Origin of the sequence: Niallia sp. FSL R7-0271, from assembly GCF_038005785.1 — a bacterium.
Lineage (GTDB): Bacteria > Bacillota > Bacilli > Bacillales > Cytobacillaceae > Niallia.
In genome coordinates, this window is the sequence record NZ_JBBOTZ010000001.1 from 2,014,929 (window position 1) to 2,037,890 (window position 22,962).

At 38.6% G+C, this 22,962-nt stretch carries 22 protein-coding genes, 1 pseudogene and 1 riboswitch; of the genes and pseudogenes, 8 read left to right on the forward strand and 15 right to left on the reverse strand.

Annotated features, from left to right (window positions below; translation table 11 throughout):
• The first annotated feature begins 73 nt into the window (after positions 1-73).
• On the forward strand, positions 74-1,126 hold the full coding sequence (locus tag MKX82_RS10330; protein ID WP_237941450.1) for a Gfo/Idh/MocA family protein: 1,053 nt from the start codon (positions 74-76) through the stop codon (positions 1,124-1,126).
• Positions 1,127-1,156: 30 nt separating this feature from the next.
• Here the strand turns inward: MKX82_RS10330 and MKX82_RS10335 are convergent, their stop codons facing one another.
• Positions 1,157-1,795 (reverse strand): hypothetical protein, encoded by a 639-nt coding sequence (locus MKX82_RS10335; RefSeq protein ID WP_341076936.1) that lies wholly within the window; start codon positions 1,793-1,795, stop codon positions 1,157-1,159.
• Between the two features lie 77 nt (positions 1,796-1,872).
• Here MKX82_RS10335 and MKX82_RS10340 point away from each other — a divergent pair, with 77 nt between their 5' ends.
• Together MKX82_RS10340 and MKX82_RS10345 are read left to right on the forward strand one after the other, a co-directional pair.
• A complete protein-coding gene (locus MKX82_RS10340; RefSeq protein WP_251646018.1) occupies positions 1,873-4,056 on the forward strand; it encodes a diguanylate cyclase in 2,184 nt (727 codons plus the stop codon).
• 135 nt (positions 4,057-4,191) lie between these two features.
• Positions 4,192-4,761 carry a GNAT family N-acetyltransferase gene (locus MKX82_RS10345; protein ID WP_341076940.1) on the forward strand — a complete coding sequence of 190 codons (570 nt, stop codon included), beginning with the start codon at positions 4,192-4,194 and terminating at the stop codon, positions 4,759-4,761.
• A gap of 101 nt (positions 4,762-4,862) precedes the next feature.
• Here MKX82_RS10345 and MKX82_RS10350 read toward each other — a convergent pair whose 3' ends face one another.
• The 3 genes from MKX82_RS10350 to MKX82_RS10360 all read right to left on the reverse strand — a co-directional run bounded on the left by MKX82_RS10350 (position 4,863) and on the right by MKX82_RS10360 (position 7,300).
• A complete protein-coding gene (locus MKX82_RS10350; protein ID WP_341076942.1) occupies positions 4,863-5,105 on the reverse strand; it encodes a hypothetical protein in 243 nt (80 codons plus the stop codon).
• A 139-nt stretch (positions 5,106-5,244) separates the two neighbouring features.
• The gene (locus MKX82_RS10355) at positions 5,245-5,442 is read right to left on the reverse strand and encodes a hypothetical protein (protein ID WP_341076945.1); all 198 of its coding nucleotides are present in this window, start codon (positions 5,440-5,442) and stop codon (positions 5,245-5,247) included.
• A gap of 400 nt (positions 5,443-5,842) precedes the next feature.
• Positions 5,843-7,300, reverse strand: coding sequence for an MFS transporter (locus tag MKX82_RS10360; protein ID WP_341079491.1), 1,458 nt, complete (start codon positions 7,298-7,300; stop codon positions 5,843-5,845).
• 97 nt (positions 7,301-7,397) lie between these two features.
• On the opposite strand from MKX82_RS10360, the gene MKX82_RS10365 reads away from it, so the two are divergent.
• The 3 genes from MKX82_RS10365 (at position 7,398) to wrbA (ending at position 10,090) form a co-directional block, all read left to right on the forward strand.
• Positions 7,398-7,814 carry a MarR family winged helix-turn-helix transcriptional regulator gene (locus tag MKX82_RS10365; protein ID WP_233313787.1) on the forward strand — a complete coding sequence of 139 codons (417 nt, stop codon included), beginning with the start codon at positions 7,398-7,400 and terminating at the stop codon, positions 7,812-7,814.
• 168 nt (positions 7,815-7,982) lie between these two features.
• Positions 7,983-9,443 carry an aldehyde dehydrogenase family protein gene (locus tag MKX82_RS10370; protein ID WP_341076949.1) on the forward strand — a complete coding sequence of 487 codons (1,461 nt, stop codon included), beginning with the start codon at positions 7,983-7,985 and terminating at the stop codon, positions 9,441-9,443.
• A 29-nt stretch (positions 9,444-9,472) separates the two neighbouring features.
• A complete protein-coding gene (wrbA, locus tag MKX82_RS10375) occupies positions 9,473-10,090 on the forward strand; it encodes an NAD(P)H:quinone oxidoreductase (RefSeq protein WP_233313785.1) in 618 nt (205 codons plus the stop codon).
• Positions 10,091-10,130: 40 nt separating this feature from the next.
• On the opposite strand, the gene MKX82_RS10380 is transcribed toward wrbA, so the two are convergent.
• The 5 genes from MKX82_RS10380 to fni form a co-directional block, all read right to left on the reverse strand.
• Positions 10,131-10,808 (reverse strand): glycoside hydrolase family 25 protein, encoded by a 678-nt coding sequence (locus MKX82_RS10380; protein WP_411410618.1) that lies wholly within the window; start codon positions 10,806-10,808, stop codon positions 10,131-10,133.
• Between the two features lie 55 nt (positions 10,809-10,863).
• Positions 10,864-11,469 carry a GNAT family N-acetyltransferase gene (locus tag MKX82_RS10385; protein WP_341076954.1) on the reverse strand — a complete coding sequence of 202 codons (606 nt, stop codon included), beginning with the start codon at positions 11,467-11,469 and terminating at the stop codon, positions 10,864-10,866.
• Positions 11,470-11,737: 268 nt separating this feature from the next.
• The gene (locus tag MKX82_RS10390; RefSeq protein WP_341076957.1) at positions 11,738-12,295 is read right to left on the reverse strand and encodes a DUF6434 domain-containing protein; all 558 of its coding nucleotides are present in this window, start codon (positions 12,293-12,295) and stop codon (positions 11,738-11,740) included.
• 103 nt (positions 12,296-12,398) lie between these two features.
• On the reverse strand, positions 12,399-12,749 hold the full coding sequence (locus MKX82_RS10395) for a hypothetical protein (RefSeq protein ID WP_341076959.1): 351 nt from the start codon (positions 12,747-12,749) through the stop codon (positions 12,399-12,401).
• A gap of 140 nt (positions 12,750-12,889) precedes the next feature.
• Positions 12,890-13,960 carry a type 2 isopentenyl-diphosphate Delta-isomerase gene (gene fni, locus MKX82_RS10400; protein ID WP_341076962.1) on the reverse strand — a complete coding sequence of 357 codons (1,071 nt, stop codon included), beginning with the start codon at positions 13,958-13,960 and terminating at the stop codon, positions 12,890-12,892.
• Positions 13,961-14,159: 199 nt separating this feature from the next.
• Between fni and MKX82_RS10405 the strand changes: the two genes are divergently transcribed.
• Positions 14,160-14,699: a GNAT family N-acetyltransferase gene (locus tag MKX82_RS10405; RefSeq protein WP_237941460.1), complete on the forward strand. Its 540-nt coding sequence runs from the start codon at positions 14,160-14,162 to the stop codon at positions 14,697-14,699.
• 37 nt (positions 14,700-14,736) lie between these two features.
• On the opposite strand, the gene MKX82_RS10410 is transcribed toward MKX82_RS10405, so the two are convergent.
• The 4 genes from MKX82_RS10410 to MKX82_RS10425 all read right to left on the reverse strand — a co-directional run bounded on the left by MKX82_RS10410 (position 14,737) and on the right by MKX82_RS10425 (position 20,293).
• Entirely contained in the window at positions 14,737-15,483 is a 747-nt protein-coding gene (locus MKX82_RS10410; protein ID WP_233313780.1) for an MBL fold metallo-hydrolase, read from the reverse strand.
• 329 nt (positions 15,484-15,812) lie between these two features.
• Positions 15,813-17,528, reverse strand: coding sequence for a glycosyl hydrolase family 18 protein (locus tag MKX82_RS10415; protein WP_233313779.1), 1,716 nt, complete (start codon positions 17,526-17,528; stop codon positions 15,813-15,815).
• A gap of 401 nt (positions 17,529-17,929) precedes the next feature.
• Entirely contained in the window at positions 17,930-18,538 is a 609-nt protein-coding gene (thiT, locus tag MKX82_RS10420) for an energy-coupled thiamine transporter ThiT (protein ID WP_233313778.1), read from the reverse strand.
• Between the two features lie 104 nt (positions 18,539-18,642).
• A riboswitch (TPP riboswitch) is annotated at positions 18,643-18,745 on the reverse strand.
• Between the two features lie 51 nt (positions 18,746-18,796).
• The gene (locus MKX82_RS10425) at positions 18,797-20,293 is read right to left on the reverse strand and encodes an aminotransferase class V-fold PLP-dependent enzyme (RefSeq protein WP_341076968.1); all 1,497 of its coding nucleotides are present in this window, start codon (positions 20,291-20,293) and stop codon (positions 18,797-18,799) included.
• Positions 20,294-20,397: 104 nt separating this feature from the next.
• Between MKX82_RS10425 and MKX82_RS10430 the strand changes: the two genes are divergently transcribed.
• Positions 20,398-21,357: a tyrosine-type recombinase/integrase gene (locus MKX82_RS10430; RefSeq protein WP_233313776.1), complete on the forward strand. Its 960-nt coding sequence runs from the start codon at positions 20,398-20,400 to the stop codon at positions 21,355-21,357.
• A gap of 135 nt (positions 21,358-21,492) precedes the next feature.
• Here MKX82_RS10430 and MKX82_RS10435 read toward each other — a convergent pair.
• A pseudogene (locus tag MKX82_RS10435) lies at positions 21,493-21,750 on the reverse strand (hypothetical protein); the annotation flags it as partial.
• Between the two features lie 122 nt (positions 21,751-21,872).
• Positions 21,873-22,829 (reverse strand): LacI family DNA-binding transcriptional regulator, encoded by a 957-nt coding sequence (locus MKX82_RS10440; RefSeq protein WP_341076973.1) that lies wholly within the window; start codon positions 22,827-22,829, stop codon positions 21,873-21,875.
• Positions 22,830-22,962: the final 133 nt, after the last annotated feature.

Below are 22,962 nucleotides of genomic sequence, written 5' to 3' on the forward strand. Positions count from 1 at the left end.
TCTTATTGAACTATCCCTGGTCTTAAATGAATTCTATTTAATGATGAAGAAGAATACATTATAATAACTATATATGAAAACGCTTAACAAACTGATAGAGGTGATACATTTGGCTACTCATAAAATCATTATTGCCGGCTGCGGCAGCATGTCCCATACTTGGTTAGAATATGCTTTGCAGCGCGAGAATGCAGTAATAGCAGGACTTGTTGATTTACATGCAGAAACGGCGTTAACTTTAGCAGAAAAATTCGATTTAGAAGTACCAGTTTTTACGGATATTAATGAGGCAATCAAAAACACTGGAGCAAACCTTGTATTTGATGTTACCATTCCAGCAGCTCACCCCTTTATTGTTTCGGCTGCATTAAAGGCGGGCTGTCATGTATTTGGTGAAAAACCAATGGCAGAAACCGTTGAGGATGCGCAACGGTTAGTTGATTGTGCTATGGAGACTGGAAAGAGCTACAGTGTTATGCAAAACCGTCGTTATAACCGGCAAATCCGCGCCTTTGGCGAGCTCCTTGCTTCTGGTATGATTGGTGACATAGGTTCTTTGCATGCGAACTTTTTCCTTGGACCTCATTTTGGCGGTTTCCGAGAAATCATGGATAGCCCTCTCATTGTGGATATGGCTATCCATACATTCGATCAAGCACGCTTCCTTCTGCAGGCAGACCCTGTTTCTGTGTATTGTCATGAATACAATCCGAAGGGCTCTTGGTATAAAGGAAATGCATCTGCTGTCTGCATTTTTGAAATGAATGACGGCTCTGTATTCACTTATAATGGCTCTTGGTGTGCAGAGGGACTTAACACCTCCTGGGAATCTGACTGGCGGGCTACTGGTAGCAGCGGCAGTGCAGCATGGGACGGAACAACCAGTCTCTATGCAGAAATAAAAAACACCTCAAACGAAGACAGCTTCATTTATCCAGTAGAAAGAAAGAATTATGAAGGCAGCTGGACAGCTCGTGAAGGGCATTGGGGCTGTCTTGATGAAATGTTTGCTTCCATTGAGAACGGCAGAAATGCAGAAACAGACTGCCGAGATAACATAAAAAGCATGAAGATGGTCTTTGGTGCAGTGGAGAGTGCAAAAAAAGGGGTAAAAATACATTTTTAAAGCTGGCGGTTAACGCCAGCTTTTTTGGATTTAGCCGACAGCCTCTTCTTTTTCAAGTTCGATGTAGATTTCCTCTTCCCATAGAGCGGAAAGCTGTTTAATATGACTATCAGTAGAAAAATCCATCGGCATAAGGCCGTTCAGCGGCATTTTTGGTTTATAAAGACCGAGAACCTCAAGCGTTTCCCCAATCAGCTTGCTGCAAGTATAATCTTTGCTTCTACTATGGATAGAGAAGATTCTTCCTTCGATTACTTCTTCAATCATCTTCCATTCAGATGGGTTCGGTATGCCGTGCACTTCCTTTATGTACGTATATAATTTGTCCATGTTAACAGCACTATGTTTTTTTAGAGAACGAACTGCATAAACCGGTGGTACATAAGGGACTAGATCCGCTCCGTATGTCTTCAGGCGATCAATCAGCTTAACTAGCTTAGGACCGGTTTTATGATCATGCTCAAGAACATCTTCTAAGTTTGTTAATGCAGTAGATTCAAAGAAATACACCTCTCCCTCAGGATCGGGCCTTACAACCATGCCTACATGGGACCACTTGCTATGCTCTAATTCTTCCACTAGCTTGCTGATAGGATATTTGCCATTAAACAAAATGATATCACCTGTTTGGAATTCTTTTACAAGTTTACTATATAATTTACTTTTCATTTTTTTCCTCCACTGGTAGAGAGTTTAGAAAATCATGGTATAATTATACTACTAATTTACATTAGAGGAGTTATTTTATGAAAGTATTCTTTCAGAGTCGTCTTCTGTTCCTGCTGTTATTTATTGCTGTATGGACGGCATCTGCACACCTTGTATCAGCTGCTGAGATTAAGATAGGGAACAGCCTGAACGAACTAAATGCAACAAACAAGACTAGCATTTTTATTGATTATTCCGATAAAATCGCTCCTAATAGTATAGTAGATAAACAGGATGAGTTCCGTCCATTTTCCGAAGCCAACCCTTCCGGTAACATCAGCTCAGCAAGCTACTGGATAAAGCTTCCTCTGACTAATATGTCTTCAAGTGAAAAGGAACTTCTTCTTGAAATTAAAAAACCACATCTCAGCTCTGTTACTTTGTACAGAGAAGTAGCAGGCAAGCTGATAGAAGAAGACACAATTGGCTACAGTCTACCTTTCAATGATCGGAAAATTAAGCATAAAAATTTGTTATTTCCTATCACTTTGGAGAAAGATGGTGAACAAGTTTATTTTCTGAAAATAAAGACAGACACTTTCTTTCAAGCACCGATTGTCTTATGGGACCCTATCTCTTTTTCAACTGATAATTATTTTACCCAAACCGCAAACGGCATTTATTTTGGAGTAATGATCGCAATGATTATTTATAATACTTTTCTATTCTTTTCATTAAAAGAAAAAACGTACTTATATTATATTTTCTTTGTCATTGGCTTTACGGTTATGCAGTTGATTTGGGATGGTTATGCATATCAATTCTTGTGGGGAGATTCCCCATGGTGGGCATTAAGGTCTAATTCCTTTTTTATCATATTCACGTCATTATTTGCCCTGCAATTCACCAAACATTTCCTGCAGGTGAAAACAGCTGCTCTTTGGCTGTATAAGCTGACCAATTGGATTCTTGCTGTTTTCTGTTTGTCACTGCTTGCTCCGCTAATGTTTGCTCCATCGCTATCAACGATGATTAGCACGGTTGTGGCGACGATTTTTGTCTTTTATATTATTGCTGTTGCAATAATCGTGAGGGCTCATTCAAGAGAAGCTAAATATTATTTTGCAGCATGGGGTCTGCTCGTTTTAGGGGTTGTCCTAAACCTGCTGGCTGCCTATAAAATCCTGCCGCTCAATCATTTTACACTTATTGCTCCAAAAATTGGCGCACTAGTAGAGGTGTTTATTCTTTCTCTTGGTCTTGCTGACAAAATCAAAAGAATCAGCCTTGAAAAAGAACAAGAAACAAAAAAATACTATATTCAGTCGATGCTCCACAACTCTTATAAAAATATGGAAGCGATGGAAGAAACACCAGCCCTTATTGAGAGCGGGCTGACCGTATTGCAAGATGTGACAAAATACGAAAATGCTTTATTTTTAGAACGGGAAGAAGAAGGCTGGAGTGTTTATGCACATAAGGGAAATGCCATACAAACAGACAAATGGACTGTTTCAGAAGAGTTTATGGATAATCCTCAATTTATGACAAATATCCGTAATAACCCTTTTGGCATTCAAAATGATATTCACTCCTTAATCTCGATTCCGATAAAGGCTGCTAAAAAGGAAGGATTGTTTGTTGTATTTAACGAGCAAGAAGGAGAACTTCAGAAATTCGAAGCTAACATCATTACCGAATCGTTCGCCGATCATTTTCAGCATATTCTTACAAAGCTAGAAAACTATCAGAATTTGAAAGTTTCCGCCATGTTTGATCATCTGACTAATCTTTATAATCGGAAGTATTTCTTTGAGCAAATAACAGACCTTTATCAAATAACAGCAAGCCTGAATGACAGCTCTTCCCTGTTCTTAATTGATATTGATCATTTTAAAAATGTTAATGACACATATGGTCATATGACTGGCGATAAAGCAATTATTTTTGTAGCCAACATTATTCATAATATATGTCATAACAGTGGAATTATCGGCCGCTATGGCGGTGAAGAATTCATTGTTTTTCTGCCAAATACGTCCCATAACCAAGCTAAAACGATTGCAGAACAGCTTGTTCTTGCAATGCAAGACCAAGCAATGGAGCTTGAATTTGGCGGCAGTCTTCCGCTGACAATCAGTATCGGTATCAGCTCCGGTGAAACAAGCAAAACAAGTCTGCACCAGCTAATCTTAAATGCAGATGCCGCATTGTATCAAGCAAAAGCACAAGGAAGAAATCAGGCAGTTGTATTTATGAAAGAAGCGAAAAAACCAGTTTAATCGCATCAAGAGACACCAGTCATTAAATCGGTGTCTTTTTTTTACAAAAATTACCTAAGTATTCGAACAATAATTACATTTTTTATGCGTCATGCTATGATAATGATATATTATTCTTGAAGGGCGGTAACATACTTGGAAAAAACGCAAATTACTGTGAAGCCATTTCAGCGAGAACATATAAGCATCATAAATAAAACAAATGAACCATTCTCCATCATCGGTCGGCTGATTCCCTCATTTAATAATGGTAAATGGACTTATGAAGAAGAGCTGTATGAACATACGTCATATACAAAATTTCCTGATGATAACCTTGAATGGGATGATTATATAAACAAAGAGAATAAAATAATCTTTCTTGCCTTTATAGGTGATGAATATATCGGGCAAATCCGTCTAATTAAAGATTGGAATAAGTTCTGCTATATTGAGAATATTGCAGTGTGCAAAGATTATCGAAAAAATGGGGTTGGTAAAACATTGTTTGCAACAGCAGAACAATGGGCAATACAAATGAGCTTACGGGGAATTTCTCTTGAGGCACAGGATGATAACCTGCTAGCCTGTAAATTTTACATAAAACAAGGAATGGAACTTGGCGGTGTTGATACTTTAAAGCATGCCTTCCATCCAAATATTGACAAAACATTGTATTGGTATAAAGTCTTTCCCGAATATAAAGTTCCTGTAATTAATCGTTAAACTGACTTAAGATGCTCCCCTAGAGAGTAATTAGCTTTTGTTAGGGAGCTTCTTTTATTAAGGCTCCGAAATTCCATAGGCAAGTGCTAGGAAGAAGGTAACTACTCCTCTCCTAACCCTAAAAGCAGGACAGTTTTCGCTATTAAACTAAAAACCTTAAAAGATTTTTTACTTAATAAACCAAAAATAAACGATACAACAAATCCGACCAATATCAAAAGATATAAAAGGACTACTGTTCCTAACTCAAAAACTCGAGGCAGGATAAATATTACAAAGGCTGCTGCAACTAAGATAGCCGTTAATATAACGGATCTCATGCCCCAAATATCTTTCTCATTCATTTTTGTTCACCTCCATTCATATTAAAAAATTCCCGTTTGTTTATTATTGCATATATGTAATTATTTGTATTTTTTTTGCATTATAGGTTTATTTCATTATAGAATTTTTATAGTAATTTGCTTTATTCTCTGTACTCGCCTATAAAAAAAGAGCCTGTTTGCAAGGCTCTTGACACTCTTTAACTATTTCTGTAAACACCCCATGATATTTGTCTTGCCTGAGGTGCTGTATTCCCACAAGAAGGGCATCTTGGGCTGTTTCCTCTTGATAAGTCAGAGCAATTCCAGCAATACCAATGGCCGCATTTGCTGCAAGTGCCTCCGTTTGCCTTATCATGCCCTGTACAAAAATGACATGCCATTTATTCTCTCCCCTTATGTCGTTTTATCTAATTAATCTCTACACTACTAATATATAAAATTGGCATGTAGTTTGTTCACCTAAATTGGAATTTAAAATCAGTGTGTTTATTAGCTTTTTTATTTTTTTATAAAGACGAATACACGTCGGAAGTTAAAATTTAGGTGTTCAGGGTTAAGTTATTAAAACATACGGTGCCATCTTAGGCAGGATAGCTGTTTTGCTAAAGACACATGGCAGTATCGGTTTAAAAACTGAAGATGGCGCAATTGGTATGCAAGAAATTGTCCAAATCTTTTAGGACTGTCCATTACATAATCAAAACTTCACCATGTAATAAAAAGCACTTGATTCGGATAACGAATCAAGTGCTTTTTTATGCGGTATTTTCCCTTCTCTTCATCCCTTTTCTGGATGAATAAAATCGAAGTCCTGTAAGAATTGCCCCTATGAAGCACAGAATACTTGACCCGATAAACACGACATGCATGCCTGCTAGAAATATGTCAGGCCTGTCAGGAATCAATGCTGTCACTCGGTAGCCTGCATGCAAGCTCATCACAGAAAACAAAGTGCTTGTTGCGACAGAAATACCGACGACCATTCCTAAATTTCTCACGAGTGAATTTATACTGCCAGCAATTCCGAGCTGTTTTCGATCAACTGTAGACATGACTAATGAATTGTTAGGAGATTGAAATAAGCCTGTGCTTGCTCCAAGCAAAACAATTAGTATCGATAATGTGAGAATACTGCTGCCTTCATGAAGAAATGTTAACCCTATCTGGGCGATTATCATTAAAATCAACCCAGCAAAGGTTATTATTTGCCCGCCAATCTTATCAGAAAGAGCTCCGCTAAATGGTGCAACAACTGCCATTGCAATCGGAAACAGCATTAAAATATAGCCTGCATGCAATGGTGAAAGTCCTAAAATATCTTGTGTATAAAATGGTGCAAGTATATTGAAGCAAAAATTAGCAACAAACACGAGAAATCCACAAACGATGCTGATCGTAAACAGAGAATTCTTAAATAGGGAAAAGGACAGCATGGGGTTTTCCGTCCTTCTTTCAACGAGAACAAACAGGATAAACAAAATAATCCCTATCAAAACAGATAAAATAATAAAAATATTAGCATAACCATATTGCTGACCTAACAGAAGACTTGAAAACAGAAATAATATCGCAAAGGCAAACAAGAGGCTTCCAGGAACATCGATCTTCACTTTTGTAGTCGTCACGTCCTTTGGCAGGAGCTTCCAGGCAATCATAATCGCAATAATGCCAATCGGCACATTAAGCCAAAAAATATATTCCCAGCCTAAACTAGATAATATAATGCCGCCAAGGCTTGGTCCTGCAATGCTTCCCAATGACACAAAGGTCCCTATTAAGCCTAACGCTTTGCCCCTTTCTCTTGGAGGAAACACTTCTGTGACTATCCCCTGATTATTCGCCATCGTCATCGCAGCGCCAATGGCCTGTACTACACGGGAAAAAATCAAAAATCCTAAAGAATGACTAAATCCACAAAGAAATGACCCGATAATGAAAATAATTGACCCGATTCGAAAGATTTTTATTTTGCCAAATATATCCCCCAGCTTTCCAAAGAACAATATCGCCGTACAAATCATCATTAAATAACTGCTGACAATCCATTGAGATTGCGCAAGGGGCAAGGAAAGCTCTTTTGAAACAGTTGGAAGAGCAATATTTACGATACTGCCATCCAATGTTGCCATAAAGGTAAACAAATTTAAAATAATTAATATCGTCCAGCGTTTTTCATGACCATTTGCGCCAGCTTGAACTGTTGCCAACATCATCACCTCTATTCATTAGTTGCGCACGCAACAATTTTATTGTAATCTAATCAAAAAGCTTAAGCAATTGACTTGATAAAATATAAGCGAGTTGACGAAAATGAAGGAAGCACCTTTAGGAAGATTAATATCTGTCATTCACAGACAAAACCAAAAATATTTGCTCAAAGCATTTAAACAATATCAAATCGGCAATGGCGGACAATATGCGTTCTTGAAATGGATCATTCAAAAACCTGGGATAAACCAAGACGAACTTACATCTAAGCTGAAATTCGATAAAGCGACAACCGCTCGTTCTGTCCACCAATTAGAAAAAGCTGGCTACATTATTAAGGAAACGGCCAGAAAAGACCGGCGTGCAAATGAACTTTACCCCACAAAAAAAGCTATTGATGTATATCCACATATACAATTTGTTTTAGACCAGCTAAATAAGGAATTAACTAAAAACTTAACAGATGAGGAAAGAAATCAGTTAATGTATTTATTAAAAAAAATAGATAACGGCCTGTAATGAACTGCTCCCAGCTTAAGTCTGGGGCTTTTTTATTTACCATGCCTTATTATCATGTCTGTTATACAAAACCCGTTAACGTTTGCCGGAAATTTCATCGGGTAGAATAATATGGATGAAACTCAGCAAGACTAGGACAAGACTATATTTTAATCAGAGGTGTATATCTTGGAACATTTTGAAGAGCTAAACAAAAGTTTTATTGATGGCGTATGGACAGAAGGAAAAACAGGCCGAACATTCGAGGATAAAAACCCATATGATCAATCGCTTATCACTTCGTTTAGTTTGGCAACTGCCGACCAGCTCCATGCTGCATTTACTTCAAGCGTTAAAGCGCAAAAAGACTGGGGCAATAGAACACCTGAAGAAAGACTTGCCGTCCTTAAAAAGGCAAGTGAATTTTTGCGTGATAACAGAGAAGAAATTGTCTCCATTATTTCAAAGGAGACAGGCGGAAGTTCGATTAAAGCAAATGTAGAATTTGACTTGAGTCTTAACTACTTAGAGGCTTCGTTTGATCTTGTAGACAAGATTCATCAAAAACGAGAGATGGCAGAAACAACCGAAGGGAAAAAAAACTATGTGTACAGGCTGCCATTAGGTGTTATTACCTCTATTTCGCCGTTTAACTTTCCGATGAATTTATCGATGCGAACAATCGCACCAGCTTTAGCCCTCGGAAATGCTGTTGTTCATAAGCCAGATGTGCAGACAGGCCTTGCCGGAGGCTCTATCATCGCTCGCGCTTTTGAGATTGCCGGACTGCCAAAAGGCGTACTGCAGGTCATCCAGTCAGACTTAGAAGAGCTGGGCGATGAGATGCTGACAAGTAAAGATTCTGGTTTAATCAGCTTTACGGGATCAACACCTGTCGGCAAACATATTGGTAAAATAGCAGGCAGTATGTTAAAACGAGTTGCTTTAGAGCTTGGCGGTAACAATCCATTTATCGTTTTAGCAGATGCAGATATCGATAGAGCTGTTGATGCAGCTATTTTCGGTAAATTCATTCATCAAGGACAAATATGCATGATTATAAATCGGTTAATCATTCATAAGGATCTTTATGAAGAGTTCGTGCAAAAGTATATAGACCGAGTTAAGCAGATTCCATATGGTGACCCACAAGACCCAAAAACCATCATTGGACCGCTCATCAATGAAAAGCAAGCAGATAAAGCGATGGCTATTATTGAAGAAGCTAAAAACGAAGGCTGCCAATTGGCTCTGGAAGGTGAAAGAATCGGTAATCTTTTAACACCATTTGTGTTTATTGATGTCGATAACAGAAGCAAATTGGCACAATCAGAATTATTTGCCCCGATTTCGACGATTATTAAGGCAGATTCAGATGAACACGCCATTGAACTAGCGAATGACACAGAATACGGACTAAGCTCAGCCATCTTTACAAATGATCTTGAACGTGGCAGAGAACTTGGCTTGGCAATTGAAAGCGGCATGACTCATATAAATGACCAAACCGTAAACGATAGTCCTACTGTGCCATTCGGCGGTACAAAAGCAAGCGGTATGGGACGCTTCGGAAATGAATGGATTGCGGAAGAATTTACGGTGACGAAATGGATCTCTGTGCAGACGAAATTCCGCAAGTATCCATTTTGAACATAAATAATGAATAGGAGGAATTTTCAATGACAGTTAAACTTGCTATTGTTTACTACAGCTCAACAGGTACAAATTATCAGCTTGCACAATGGGCTGCTGAAGGCGGCAAAGAAAGCGGTGCGGAAGTAACGATTTACCGTGTTGAAGAGCTTGCTCCCCAAAGTGTGATCGAAGGAAATCCAGCTTGGAAAGCACATATTGAAGAAACTAAGGATATTCCTGTTGTCACACCTGAGGTAATTGAAAAGTCTGATGCTATTATCTTCAGCACGCCAACACGCTTTGGCAATATGGCAGCACAAATGAAACAGTTTTTAGATACAACAGGAGGAATTTGGTTCCACGGCAAGACGGTAAATAAAGTGGTCAGCGGGATGACTTCAGCCCAAAATCCACATGGTGGACAGGAAGCTACCATTCTTAGTCTGTATACAACTATGTATCATTGGGGTGCAATTGTCGCCACACCAGGATACACAGACCAATCCTTGTATGCAGCAGGCGGCAATCCGTATGGAACAAGCGTTACTGTAGACCAGAACAACCAAATTGTCGGTGACAAAGAAGTGTTTAAAAAAGCGGCAAAAGTACAAGCACAGCGTGTCGTTCATATAGCTGAATTGATTAAGAACGGTAAGCAATAACAAAACAGAGCATTCTTGACTTCAAGAATGCTCTGTTTTGTTATTTTCCGTATGCTTCAAACTCAAGGCTACTGCCATGAAATACATTCATATCAATAAATTTTTCTTCACCGTTATAGCCAGCCAGTTTTTCTTTATCTGTGTATTGCCAAAAAATCCAATGACGATGATCTGCCAGAGAGGGATTTGTAAAAACATCGCGAATCCAAATATCTGTATCTTTAAAACCATTTTTTATATAAAGATTATATGCTTTTTGAGTCGCATACAGAATGACTCGTTGGCCGTAATGCTCTTCAAGCAATTCAATCATCGTACGCAATTCTTGTTCCACATAACTGCGCTTTGGAGGATTTTTGTGATTATTTCCATAAAACTCCACATCAATCACTGGCGGCAATGCAGCATTCTTTTTTGGGACTGTGTTAATAAAATTTTCTGCCTGTGTTTTGCCACTGCTGTCATAGCTGAAAAAATGGTATGCCCCAACTCGCAGGCTTGTTTTATTTGCTTCTAACCAATTGTCAGAGAATTTTTCATCCACGAAAGAGCTGCCTTCTGTCGCTTTTATAAACGCAAAATCGATTGCTTGCTCCTCTATTACAGGCCAGTTGATATCCCCTTGGTAAGCCGAAACATCAATTCCCTTTACTGAATAATTATTTGCCTGGAATTCATTTGGGATAAAAATTCCCTGCCGCCATAAAATGGCAAGCATAAGAATGAAGGCAATAATGATAAATAACAACACTAAAATCACTTTATGTTTACTTTTAAGTCCACTCATGTTCTAGAATACTGAAAAGCAATGAATCACGCCAACCATCACGTATCAGCATATCCTCCCTTAGTCTTCCCTCCTCCGTCATGCCTGATTTCTTTAAAACCTTTGCTGATCCAATATTTCTTGGATCACATGTGGCGTAAATTCGGTGAAGGTTTTTTGTTGAAAAACCAATCTCAATTAGCTTTTTGGCGAGTTCTGTTCCATATCCTTTGCCCCAATAATCAGGATGAATAATATAGGAAATTTCACCAGTTTGATGATAAATATCTCTGATGTTTAATTCTCCGGCACCGATTACTTTGAGGCTATCCGGAAGAAAAACACTGTAAACAAATCTCGTACGCGAATGATGCTGTGCATCTATCAGTACTTGATCAACAAATGCAGCCGATTCTGCTTCTGTATTAGGACCCCAAGGCTGATATTTGCATACGATATGTTGTGATGCATATTCATGAACAGCTTGCCAGTCTTTTCGCTCCATTTCCCGCAAAAGAATTTTCTCTGCTGCCACTTTTTTTCCCTCCTTCACTTGGATGCTCGTTAAAGATGAAATTCTCCATACTGTTTCCATATTGTTTTGATTCGGCACTTATACATGAAACTCCTTTGGAGTTTACATCTATCTTTCTATATGCTAAGTTTTTATTTCAAGCTGCACCTAAAGGAGGATGCAACATCAAATTTGGCCAGAAAGTTATTTATAAAAGCAAAATTCATATTGTCTTCTTTGATTATGGAAACGGGCTCGCCGAAATTCAAAACCCCTACACGAAAGCTATAATTCTAGCAAAATACGAAGATTTAATTGTGAGATTGAAATAAATGCCATCCCATTAGGATGGTTTTTTACTTGTGTTTTAACGTTTATATGCATTGCTGCCTGGCAGTTTCTTAATCGTATTCCATGCCTGAATCGCTTCATCGCGGCTTTTCCCTCTGTTGTTAGGATCTGCAAAAAAATCACGTATAAACCGATTATATTCAAATGGAGGAGCAATTTCTCTCTTATAATTTGGATCCTTTTTCCTTTCCTCCTCCTCATGCCATGCGGCGACAGCATCTCGATATGTTTTCCCTGCATTATTGCGAAAATAGTTTTGCATCAAAGTAGAAAAATGAAATTTTTTCCCTATTGCAGATACGAAAAATGCTCTTACCTGTTGACTGCAGCGATGGTTTTCGGTTATTACAGTATTTAATGATAAACTTTCCCGTTGCGTTTTTGGCGATTTTGTTCTTGCGGGCTTCCTGATTTCTCCTGTTTGTAGAAACACCTCTATTCTTTCTGTCAACTCAAGCTTAGACCCAGCTGCACTCAACCCATTTGTCCGGCAAAACTGCTGCAATTCAGTTTTCAGCCAGTAATACTCTTGGAAAGAAGCAACCGTAATTTCTGATGACAATTCCGGTCTCATTCCCCTCACCTCCATAGTTAATTATTTCCATTATAGAACATTAGTTCCTTTTTTACCATAAAAAAGAGAGCTGCCAATGCAACTCTCTCTAAAATTTTCCATATTAAAATGCGTAGCTGTATAACCCATAATATAACGGGCCAACAAATATAATAAAAAAAATGATGACAATAATAAACGGTACATCTTCCTCCGGCTCTTCGCCATAATGGTCGTTTAGAAAAACCCCATATAAGATTTCCCATGCCAGCCCTACAAAAAACACAATCTTCCAAATTAATGGTGTCCATATTTGTGTGTCTGTCACAAAGCCAAATAAGCCTATCCATGTTATGACAGAAAGGGCAAAGTCTATTTTTGACAAGGTTGTCTTATATTTTCCCTTTATTAAAAATCCAATTGCTGCTGTTCCCAGCAAGCCTATGTAAATAGTCCAAAATATAGTTACAAACATGCTGTTCCTCTTTCTCCAAATTAACAAAAAACTAGTGCTTGAATATTGATAATATCATATTTACATAGCAGGAAAAAGAAAGGGCTATTAAAAAAAGTAAAAAAAGATATATTACTGAGCTAATATTTGGATTAGCCCAGTCATTTTGGTCGTCTTCTAGCTAACCCTTGCCAATCATGCCCTCTTGCTTCACTCCATTCTTTTACCCTTCCAGTTGCGACAATGGGGCAGCTGTGCAGGCTGGCAATAGATTTTGCTCCTTGCAGAACTAGAAGTGTCTTTAAGTGCTCTTTCCACTCTTCCAGTTCGTCTATCAATCCTACCACACCTTCATTATGAAGAATCTTTAAAAACGGGCCGGCGATTCCAGCTGCAGCTGCTCCTAAAGAGAAGCATTTGACTGCGTCAAGGGGGTTGCGTATTCCTCCTGAAGCAATTATAGTCAGCTTACCTAATACTGGCTGTGCTTCCAGCAAAGATACAGCAGCCGATTGGCCCCATTCCTTTAAATAAGCAAAATCACGTTTGCTTCTCCGCTCATTTTCAATATGGATAAAGTTTGTGCCACCCCTGCCCCCTATATCGACATACTGAATTCCCGCATCACTCAATTGCAACAATGTATCAGTGCACATGCCAAATCCTGTCTCCTTCACGATTACGGGCACATCCAATTTTGCCGCCATTTTTTCCAACCGCAGAAGTATATTAGTGAAATCCCGTTCTCCTTCTGGCATGACAAGCTCTTGCGGCACATTCACATGAACCTGCAGTGCATCTGCTTCAAGCATGTCTATTGCCTTAAGTGCGTAATCAATGGGAACATCTCCACCAACATTGGCAAACACAATTCCCTTTGGATTTTTCTTTCTCACAATTTTATAGGTATGTGCTAATGCTTCATTTCTGATGCCTGCATGCTGAGAACCAACTGCCATCGCAATCCCTGTTTCCATGCAAGCTTCAGCAAGAGCTCCATTAATCTCGCCTGACTTTTCACTGCCGCCTGTCATCGCATTAATAAAGATTGGATATGGGAGGGATAGTGGACCTATCTTGGTCTGCAGCTTTATATCTTCTATTCCAGTCTCCGGCAAGGAGCGGTGAATCAAGAATAAATCATCAAAATCAGCGTGTGGCAAGTAGTTCTGTTGTAAAGCAAGCTCAATATGTTCTTCTTTTCGTTTTTGTCGTATTGTTTTCTCATCCATAAAAAACAGCCTCAAATCTTTCCAACTTTATCCTTTATTCTCCCCCATTTGACTAACTCGTATTCTAGGCTGATTTTACTTTCATAAAGTTCTTTTTTGTGGTTTAGCTATCACTGTACAATAAGGTGAGAAACTTTAGATAATAATCCCCCTTTCTATATGATTTTTGCGTTATATTAGTAGTAAGGTGGTGGAAAGGATGTTATCTAGTACACATATACATATAAGACGATTTTCCTTAGAGGATGCAGAAAGTCTTTTAACGTATCAGAATGAGAATAAAGCTTTTTTTGAGAGATTTTCAATGGAGCGGGATCAGCACTATTATTCTCTTTTAAGACAGCAGCAATTAATTGCTGATTGGGAACAAAAATGGAAGGCAGACACTCACTATCAATTCGGCATATTTGAAAATGAAAATCAGAGACTCGTTGGAACAATCAGCTTGTTTCAAGTTGTAAGAGGCTCACTGCAAAGTGCATTTATCGGGTATTTTATCGATTACGCTCATAACGGCAAAGGTTATGGAACAGAAGCAGTTAAGCTTGTTGTAGAATATTCCTTTACAAGACTTAAGCTTCATAGAATCGAAGCAGGGGTAATGCCACATAATATCGGCTCAATCCGAGTATTAGAGAAGGCAGGATTTCATAAAGAAGGTATTGCCAGAAAAAATGTAAAAATTAATGGCAACTGGGAGGATCATCAAGTTCTCGCTATCATAAACCCTGCTGATTAGATAAGCAGACATGTATGAACATGTCTGCTTGAAAATTTTATGGAAACACAAGGGGCTGCTGTATCTTCACCATTTGTATTCCGTATTTTTTCTCTATTTCTACTGCATCAATGTCATCAGCATAATGCATACCGTATAAAGATGGAAGCGCAAGCTTGTCAGAATAATAAGCTATCACATCATCTATATAGGAATGGACCGGTGTTTGAATAAAGGAAATATCATGAAATAGTGCTTTCGTGTTTTCATCAAAATGTTTATCAAATAAAGCTTCCTCATGCTTGCCAATATCACTTGTATAAATGATATTAACATTATCATTCTTGTCAGACAGTTTAAAGCCCATTGAGAGCATATCTTTCGCATGTAAATTATCTGTTTTAATAAACTCTATTTCATAGTCATTGCCTAATTGAAAACCATCCTTTTCGTAATGCACGTGGAAATAATCGCTGAGCTGCAAACCGTCTGTAAATAATCCAGCTTTCAGCACATCCTCTATCCCTTCAGCTAGCTCTGCACGAATCCACAAGTTTGGCTTATAACTATACAGCCACATGCAGCGCTGCGCAAACTCCTCCAAGCCCCCGACATGATCTGCATGCAAATGGGTAATCACAATATCTGTTACATCCGTTTCTTTATAGCCAGCCGCAGGCAGACTGAAGCGCAACGTCGTACCGGCATCAACCAAAAGCTTTCTGTCGCCTAGTTCAAATATATAATTATTATGATAATGCTTTGTAAAAGCACCACCTGTTCCTAATGGATACACTTTAATCATGTAGGATCCTCCTTAAATTGCTGTTATGTACTAGTTTAGCTTATGTTTTTCTATATGCAAAGCGGCAAGGGTGAAAGATTCTTTATTTTAAAAAGCCATACAGAGACACTAATTCTTTACAATCTTACTCTATTAGCTTTTGAACCCTCCTTATCTTGAACGTCTCCTAAAACTGTGTCCTTTCATTAACATTAAGCAACGGACTAATCTTGACTGCATCCACTTGAAAATGAAAAGACAAAAGCACACCCTTTCATGATAAACCGAATCCAAAAGTTTTTGTCAGCATACTAAAAAGCCCTTCTTGCATAACCAAGAAGGGCTTTTCTTTATTTGCTGTTGTCTTCTTCTAAATCCATGGCTACCCATGCTGACTCGTCTGCAAAGTAGCGGGACCAGCTCGCAATTCCTGCCAAATCATACTCTTCTACAAGCTTTGCACGCTTAGATAAAGACAATTCATCTTCCAGCCAAATTTTATAGGTGGATTTTGTTTTTGAATCATAGTATTCGCCGTAGTTTTGGCCGCTTTCTTCATCATACGTTGGATTTACTTTATACGTATCTAACCATTCCTGCACCTTTTCCATGGAGAGACTCTCAGATGAGATTTCCCCGTTTTCCTTCTCTTCCCATAAACGTGCATATAATGGCACACCTAATACTAGCTTTTTATTCGGCACTTCCTCAAGCAAAGTCTTCAGGTTGTTCTCCACCCATGGAAGACTTGCAACACTGCCGGCTGTAGGTGAGGTTGCCCAATGCTCGTCATATGCCATAACAACTAAATAGTCGACAATCTCAGATAGATGATCTCTTTCAAAGAAAGCAGAGTAATTTCCGCCGGCAATGAATGTGATATCCATCGAGACTGTTAAACCTGCATCATGGAAGTAAGGCGTTGCTTCTCTTACGAACTGCGTCACATATTTGCCGTCCTCTTCATTTACATTCTCAATATCAATATTGATGCCGTCAAGGTTGTACATTTCACTGTATACAAGGAGCTGCCTGATTACTTTTTGTCTCGTCTTGAAGTCTTTAAAGACATCATGAGTCTTTTGAGGGTCAAAATCATTGGAGAATAACCCCCATACTTGATAGCCTTGCTTATGCGCCCATTTTACGTAATCCGCTGAGCCGAGATTGCTGACATTTCCTTTGTTGCCAGACAGCTTAAACCATGTAGGTGACACAACATTAACACCATCCATTTTAGGAATTTTTGAAGTGTCTGGATTCTGAGAATAAACAGCTTCCCATGTAAGGTTGACTGGACCGTCTATTTTTTTCAGCGCAGGCGTTTTTTCCTCTACTTCAGCTTTAACTGTTATCGTATCCTCTGTATTAACAAGGTCTTTTTTAATATAACCTGCAACCCCATTGCTCTTACGCACAAAATAGTAGTCGCCCTCTTCCTTCTCAATCGTTACAGCTTCCTTTTGCTCAAGCTCACCAGTATAAGCAGAAAAAAGAGTCGGTTCTGTACGAAGCCTAGCAAAATCATCACGCACTTGTTTAGTGCTGAAAGTTGCCGCTGTTTTTTCCGTACCATCTTTCTCCAATAAAATGGCATTTGTGTCCTCACTAAGTTGGGTAAACTGGTACGGATAAAACTCGATTAACGGTTCAACTGCTACATAAACTTCCCCATTATCATCCTTTATTGGATGAAACTGCAGATCCACCGTTTCATCATTTACAAAATACGAAACAGATTCAGATGGAAACTGAACCACTTTATCTTTTGTTGTCGCTATTACCGAATTGCTTTCAGAATCATATGTGATGCTCTCATCTATATTTTCTTGCCAGAAGCTCAAAGGCAAGTAAGCAGTCCCATTGTCTATTAATGCATTGCCAGCCTGTTTTCCATCTAAAATAATCGGGTTTTCTCCATTAAAGTATTCAGCCGTTTTAGAGCTTGCAAATGGATAGAATATAAAGAAGATGCTCGTCACTACCAATAGAACAGCAAATGCTAGTCCCAGCAAGAATTTATACTTGTTAGGCCTTTTTGGTGCTTGAAAAGATATTTCTGCCATTACCTTCCTCCTGTGATGCATATCAAATGATGCCATATTTTTTCTATTTTAATAGAAAGATATTTTTATTCTAACATGAAAAAAGAGCAGACAAAAGGAAGAGCCTTTTCCATTTTTCTGTAAGTGTTATTCTGAAGGTTTGACAAGCAGGCTGCCAAACATTAAGTCAGCGTCTGTTTGAATCGGAAAGGATCTTTTTAACGAAAAGTCTTCTAAATCATAGATATTATCATTTCCTTCGATAATATATAGATAATCTTTATAGATTTCCCTTTATTCTTATATAAGCTAATTTTATATATTTGTTAACGTTTTTAAAATGACCAAATTAGTGTACTTTGTGAATATTTAATGAATATTACATCCAAAAAGGAGCCCTCTTTAGGACTCCTCTCCAACCACTATTTAGCTTCTGTATTTCCGGCATGATACCCTGTGCGCCCAGCAGGACGATTGAGCACTAATCGCGGTGCTGCTCCAAGCAGAATAACAACGACAATGGCACATAGTATGGATGCACCGATGAATGGAACTCCATTGTAAAAGAGTGAATAGGCAAAGGCTGACTGACCTTTTGGTGCGTATTGAGCCCAGATTGTTACGCCAGCAAGAAAGTGCCAAAAATAACGGACAAAGCTTCCAAAAAGGATGCCGGCAACCATTAATAGTGACGCGGCGCCTTTTTCACCATTTTTTAATTTATTTTGAATAGCTGGCATGAACAGCCCGGCAAGCCCGATGCAGGCAAAGGCAAGGAAGTACTCAAGAATAACTTGCCAAAAAGCCAGTGCTTGTAAATCTCCTGTGACGATTTGCAGCAGCCCCCATAAAAAGCCGGCTGCAACGCTTGCTTTAAAACCCCAGCGGAAAGCAATGATAAAGATTGGCACCATTGCGATGGAAATAGAGCCGCTTGCGCCAAGATGTATCGATGGCAGCAAATCCAGTACTAGTGCAAAGGCTGCGAAGATGGCGATTTCAATTAAAACAACTAACCCCATTTTTTTCATAAAAAATCCCCCTTGTTATATATGCATACCAAAGGGGAGATGAAGTAAGATTAATGTGTTTTTTCCGCATAAAAAAGTTAAGAATAAACTTATCTACTTAGCTAATTGTCTTTTAGCCACGATCCCTACGCTAGTATTAACTAACAGGTTCTAAGGGTCTGATCATTTAAGATCACTCTCAGCATACATGCTCCCCCTGTGGTTTGCTTTTTATTCAATTGTATATATTTTAGCATACACTTATTTAAAAAGCAGTTTCTATTTTAAGGAGGATTTAAAAATATCAGTATGATTATCATTACTTCGTAATGCACAAACATATTCATTGCTTCGAGGCATATAGCAGTAATCCTTCTGCCATTCTTCTTTATACATGATTATCTTTTTAAAAGCATGGATAATAGAATAAACTTCCTTATTGGTCATTGTCGGGTGAAGCGAGATTCTTATCCACCCTGGTTTATTTGTGAAGATGCCCTTTTGAATCTCTGCACTTATTTGCTTAGATTGCGCTTTACTCATACCAAGCAAATAGTGACCGTATGGGCCGGCACATGAGCAGCCGCCTCTTACTTGAATGCCGAATCGGTCATTCAAAAGCTTTGCTCCAAGATCAAAATGCAACCCTTCACAAATTACGGAAATAATACCATGGCGGTTTTTATTTTCACCGTCCAGTATCGTTATTCCTGGTATTTTACTTAATTCTGTCATTGTCAAAGCGACAAGCTCCTGTTCACGCTGCTGCATTTTCTGGACATTCATTTCTTCCTTTAACTGAATAGTGAGAGCAGTCCTAATTGCTTGAAGAAAGCCTGGTGTTCCGCCGTCTTCCCGCTCTTCCAAATCCTTTTTATAAAGAATGTCTCCCCATCCGTTCGTAAAGTCAACTGTTCCTCCACCTGGATGATCAGGAATTTTTGCATGAATGAGCTTTTTATTCATTATAAGAACGCCGCTTGTACCTGGTCCACCTAAGAACTTATGAGGCGAAAAGCAGATGACATCTAGGAATGCTTCCTTATCCTCGGGATGCATATTCATGGTTTCATATGGGGCGGATGCAGAAAAATCAACAAGACAAATCCCGCCATATTGATGCATTAGTTTTGCTAGCTGATGATAATCAGTTTTTCTGCCCGTTACATTGGAGCAAGCAGTAAACGCTCCTATTTTCATATGCCTTTGCTTATGCAATAGAAGCAGCTCCTCTAAGTGACTGTAATCCACATCGCCATTGGCATCTGGCCGGATTGTGATTACTTCTGCCGCAGTTTCAAGCCACGACAGATAATTGGAGTGATGCTCCATATGTGTTACAAAAACAATTGGTCTTTCCTTAATAGTCAGCGTTCGTTTGTCCATATGTTTAATGCCGATTAATCTTTGAAATTTATTGATAACACCTGTCATGCCAAAACCATCAAAGATTAGAATGTCATCAACATTCGCATGCACGTGATTTTTAATGATGCTTTTTGCCTCATGGTAGGCATTTGTTATATAGGTGCCAGTTATGTTGGACTCTGTATGTGTATTTGCTACATAAGGACCAATTATGTCAACAAGGTTATCTTCAATTTTCCGATACAATCTTCCGCTCGCTGTCCAATCAGCATATAATAATTTTTGGGTACCATAAACAGTAGGGTAGGCAAAATCATCTCCGATAATATGTTTCTTGAATGAGCTAAAGTGTGATTCTAGCTCCGTCCCAATCACATATGTCGATTCTCCAATTTTTGCTCTTATCAACCTAAATCCTCCCTCTCTCTCACTTACTAACCTATGTTAAAATAAAGAAAGAAGTTAATCTAAATCCAGAAAAATTTTTAAAAAAAGAAAGGGGCTGAAAGCTTATGGCTATATTACCCGATTTTGCTCATGCTTTCCTAGAGGATTTGCACGAAGCCGGACGCTCTAAATTGACGCTAAAACAATACGAATCAGACTTGAAGAAGTTTTTTTCTTGGCTTGAAGCAGAACAGAAAAAAACGGATATGGATACGTTAAAAGCATTAAGAAAAGACGATATTCAAAAATACTTCGTCTACCTGCATAATAAAAAACTTTCCCATGCGACGATTCGCCGGTTAGCGACAGTGCTGAGCCGTTTCCTGAAATATTATCAATGTATTGCAGCCCATGATATTCATAAATTATCACACACAGCACCGCTCCGTTCCTTAACAAACAATGATTTTATTGAGAGTGAGGAGTTCACTAAACTGATCTATACTATGAAACTTCGATACTCGGAAGCAACAGGAAAAAAAGCAGCACGAAATTTTTTAGTGGAGCGTAATGCTGCCATTGCATCCCTTATCAGAGCATTCGGGTTAACACCGACAGAAGTGTATGCCATAACGATGGAGCAAATGAATCTTTCGCAAGGAGAGCTTTCGATACCTTTTGGGACAACGATGAAAAAGTTTGCTGTTGAAAATCAGATTATGGAAGATATCAGGACATATTTTTATTCTATTCCGAAGCTGTTTCGCCCGAAATATCACTCTAAGGATCCGCTTTTCGTTGCTTTTAATAATGTGTCTCTATCCTTTCAATATGATTATGACAGACAGAAGCCAAAAGCTTTATCCGTTCGTGCCATCCAGGAAATGATAAAGGATGAAGTCAAGCGGGCAGGCTTGCGAAAAATATCAGCAGTGACCTTACGGAATACAGCGATTTTAGAGGAAATTCAGCAAGGCAAATCTGATGAATATATTATGGAACGCTTCTCTCTTACAAGTGAAGCAGCATTGAGAAGATATAAACAATACTTGCTTGCGATGGATGAAGAAGTCTCCTCCAAGTAAATAAGAGCAGATGGATAATTCCATCTGCTCTTTTTAATCAGGCAAAGTGGTCAACTTCTTTTTTATTAAAAATACCTTTTCTAAAAACAGTCTAATCCGCGGGTATTTATCCTTCTTCTCCCACTTGCTTATCATCGTTAATACACTTGTTTTCGTAGACGCATAAGAGCCTATTGCAGAATAACCATAAAACCATCCCATAAACAGACCTGCTGTTAAACTATGTCTATGGCTGAAAAAGACAGAAATTATTAGTCCTAAAATAAGAGCGGTTGTTGGTCTGAATTTTTTAGGAATAGGAAAAAGCCACTTTATAAGCTGTGTAAGTACCATCACAATCGGCACTGCCGCCACGGCATCCCAGAAATTCGTCTGTATTGTCGGAAAGTCCATCATAGCCCCCCTTAAGATAGAAAAGCTCCATGCTCTTATTTTGCTGTTGTTATAAGGAAATATGCGGGTTTAGTAAATATAAAAAAAGCCTCAAGTTCAAAAACTTAAGACTGTAATAACCATTACGAAGAACCGCCAACCGTTATCGTAACCTCAATTTGTTCATTTTCAACTGCTTCATTTGATAGCAGCTTTAATAAATTATTAGCAGCGATACAACCCCATTCATAACTGGAATAGCTGATGGTGCTTAATCTTGGCACCATATATTGTGCTAATTCAATATTATCAAAACCTACAAGGAACACATCTTTGCCTATTTTATATTCCTTATCCTGAAGATAATTATATATCCCAACAGCCATTTCATCATTTAAGCAAAATATTGCAATCGGCTCCCTGCAGTCTGCAAAAATTTTTCTTGCTGCCTCTTCGCCAGAATCTTTTAGGAAATTACCTTGTATTTCAATCAGCTCCACATTTGGGAACGAAAGTAATTCCTCCCTGACACCTTCCAGCCGTTTTTTGGAATCATAAGAACCAGCAGGACCTGTAACTGCATACAGCTTGTTCACCTTATGATGAAGAAGCTTCCTTACAGCTATTCTTGCACCAGCTTTATTATCCAAAAGCACTCCTTTAATATTTTCATGATTAAGCTCCCTGTCGAGCACTACGATTTTATAGCTTTTGTCAGCATAATTAAGCAGCTCTTCGTCAGTAAATGCCTGATCTAAAATAATACCGCCATCTATAACCTTTTCGAGTAAAAGGCGATGAGATTGAACACCAGAGCACGCAATTAATTCATACCCCTTCTCATTTAAAGCCTCACGCATCCCCCGAAGCAGCGGACCATAGAAATATCCTCCATAATCAGCCAAAAAGACACCGATTATCTTTGTTTGCTTTACCTTTAGCATTCTTGCCGCAGCATTAGGAACATATCCTAACCGATCAGCAATTGCCAGTATCCGGCTTCGTGTCTCTTCCGTTACTTTTGGGCTCCCATTAAGCGCATACGAAACGGTTGAAATCGATACACCTGCCTCTTTTGCGATATCCTTAATTCCTGCCAATACGAATCCCTCCAATCTTGTAAAAGTTGCTATGTAAAATAAATCAATAATACTATTTTATCAAAATTACTAGGATAGTTCTTGTTGTGTGCAAGTTATTTTTTATGTAAGGAAGGGAGCCAGGAAATCGTCT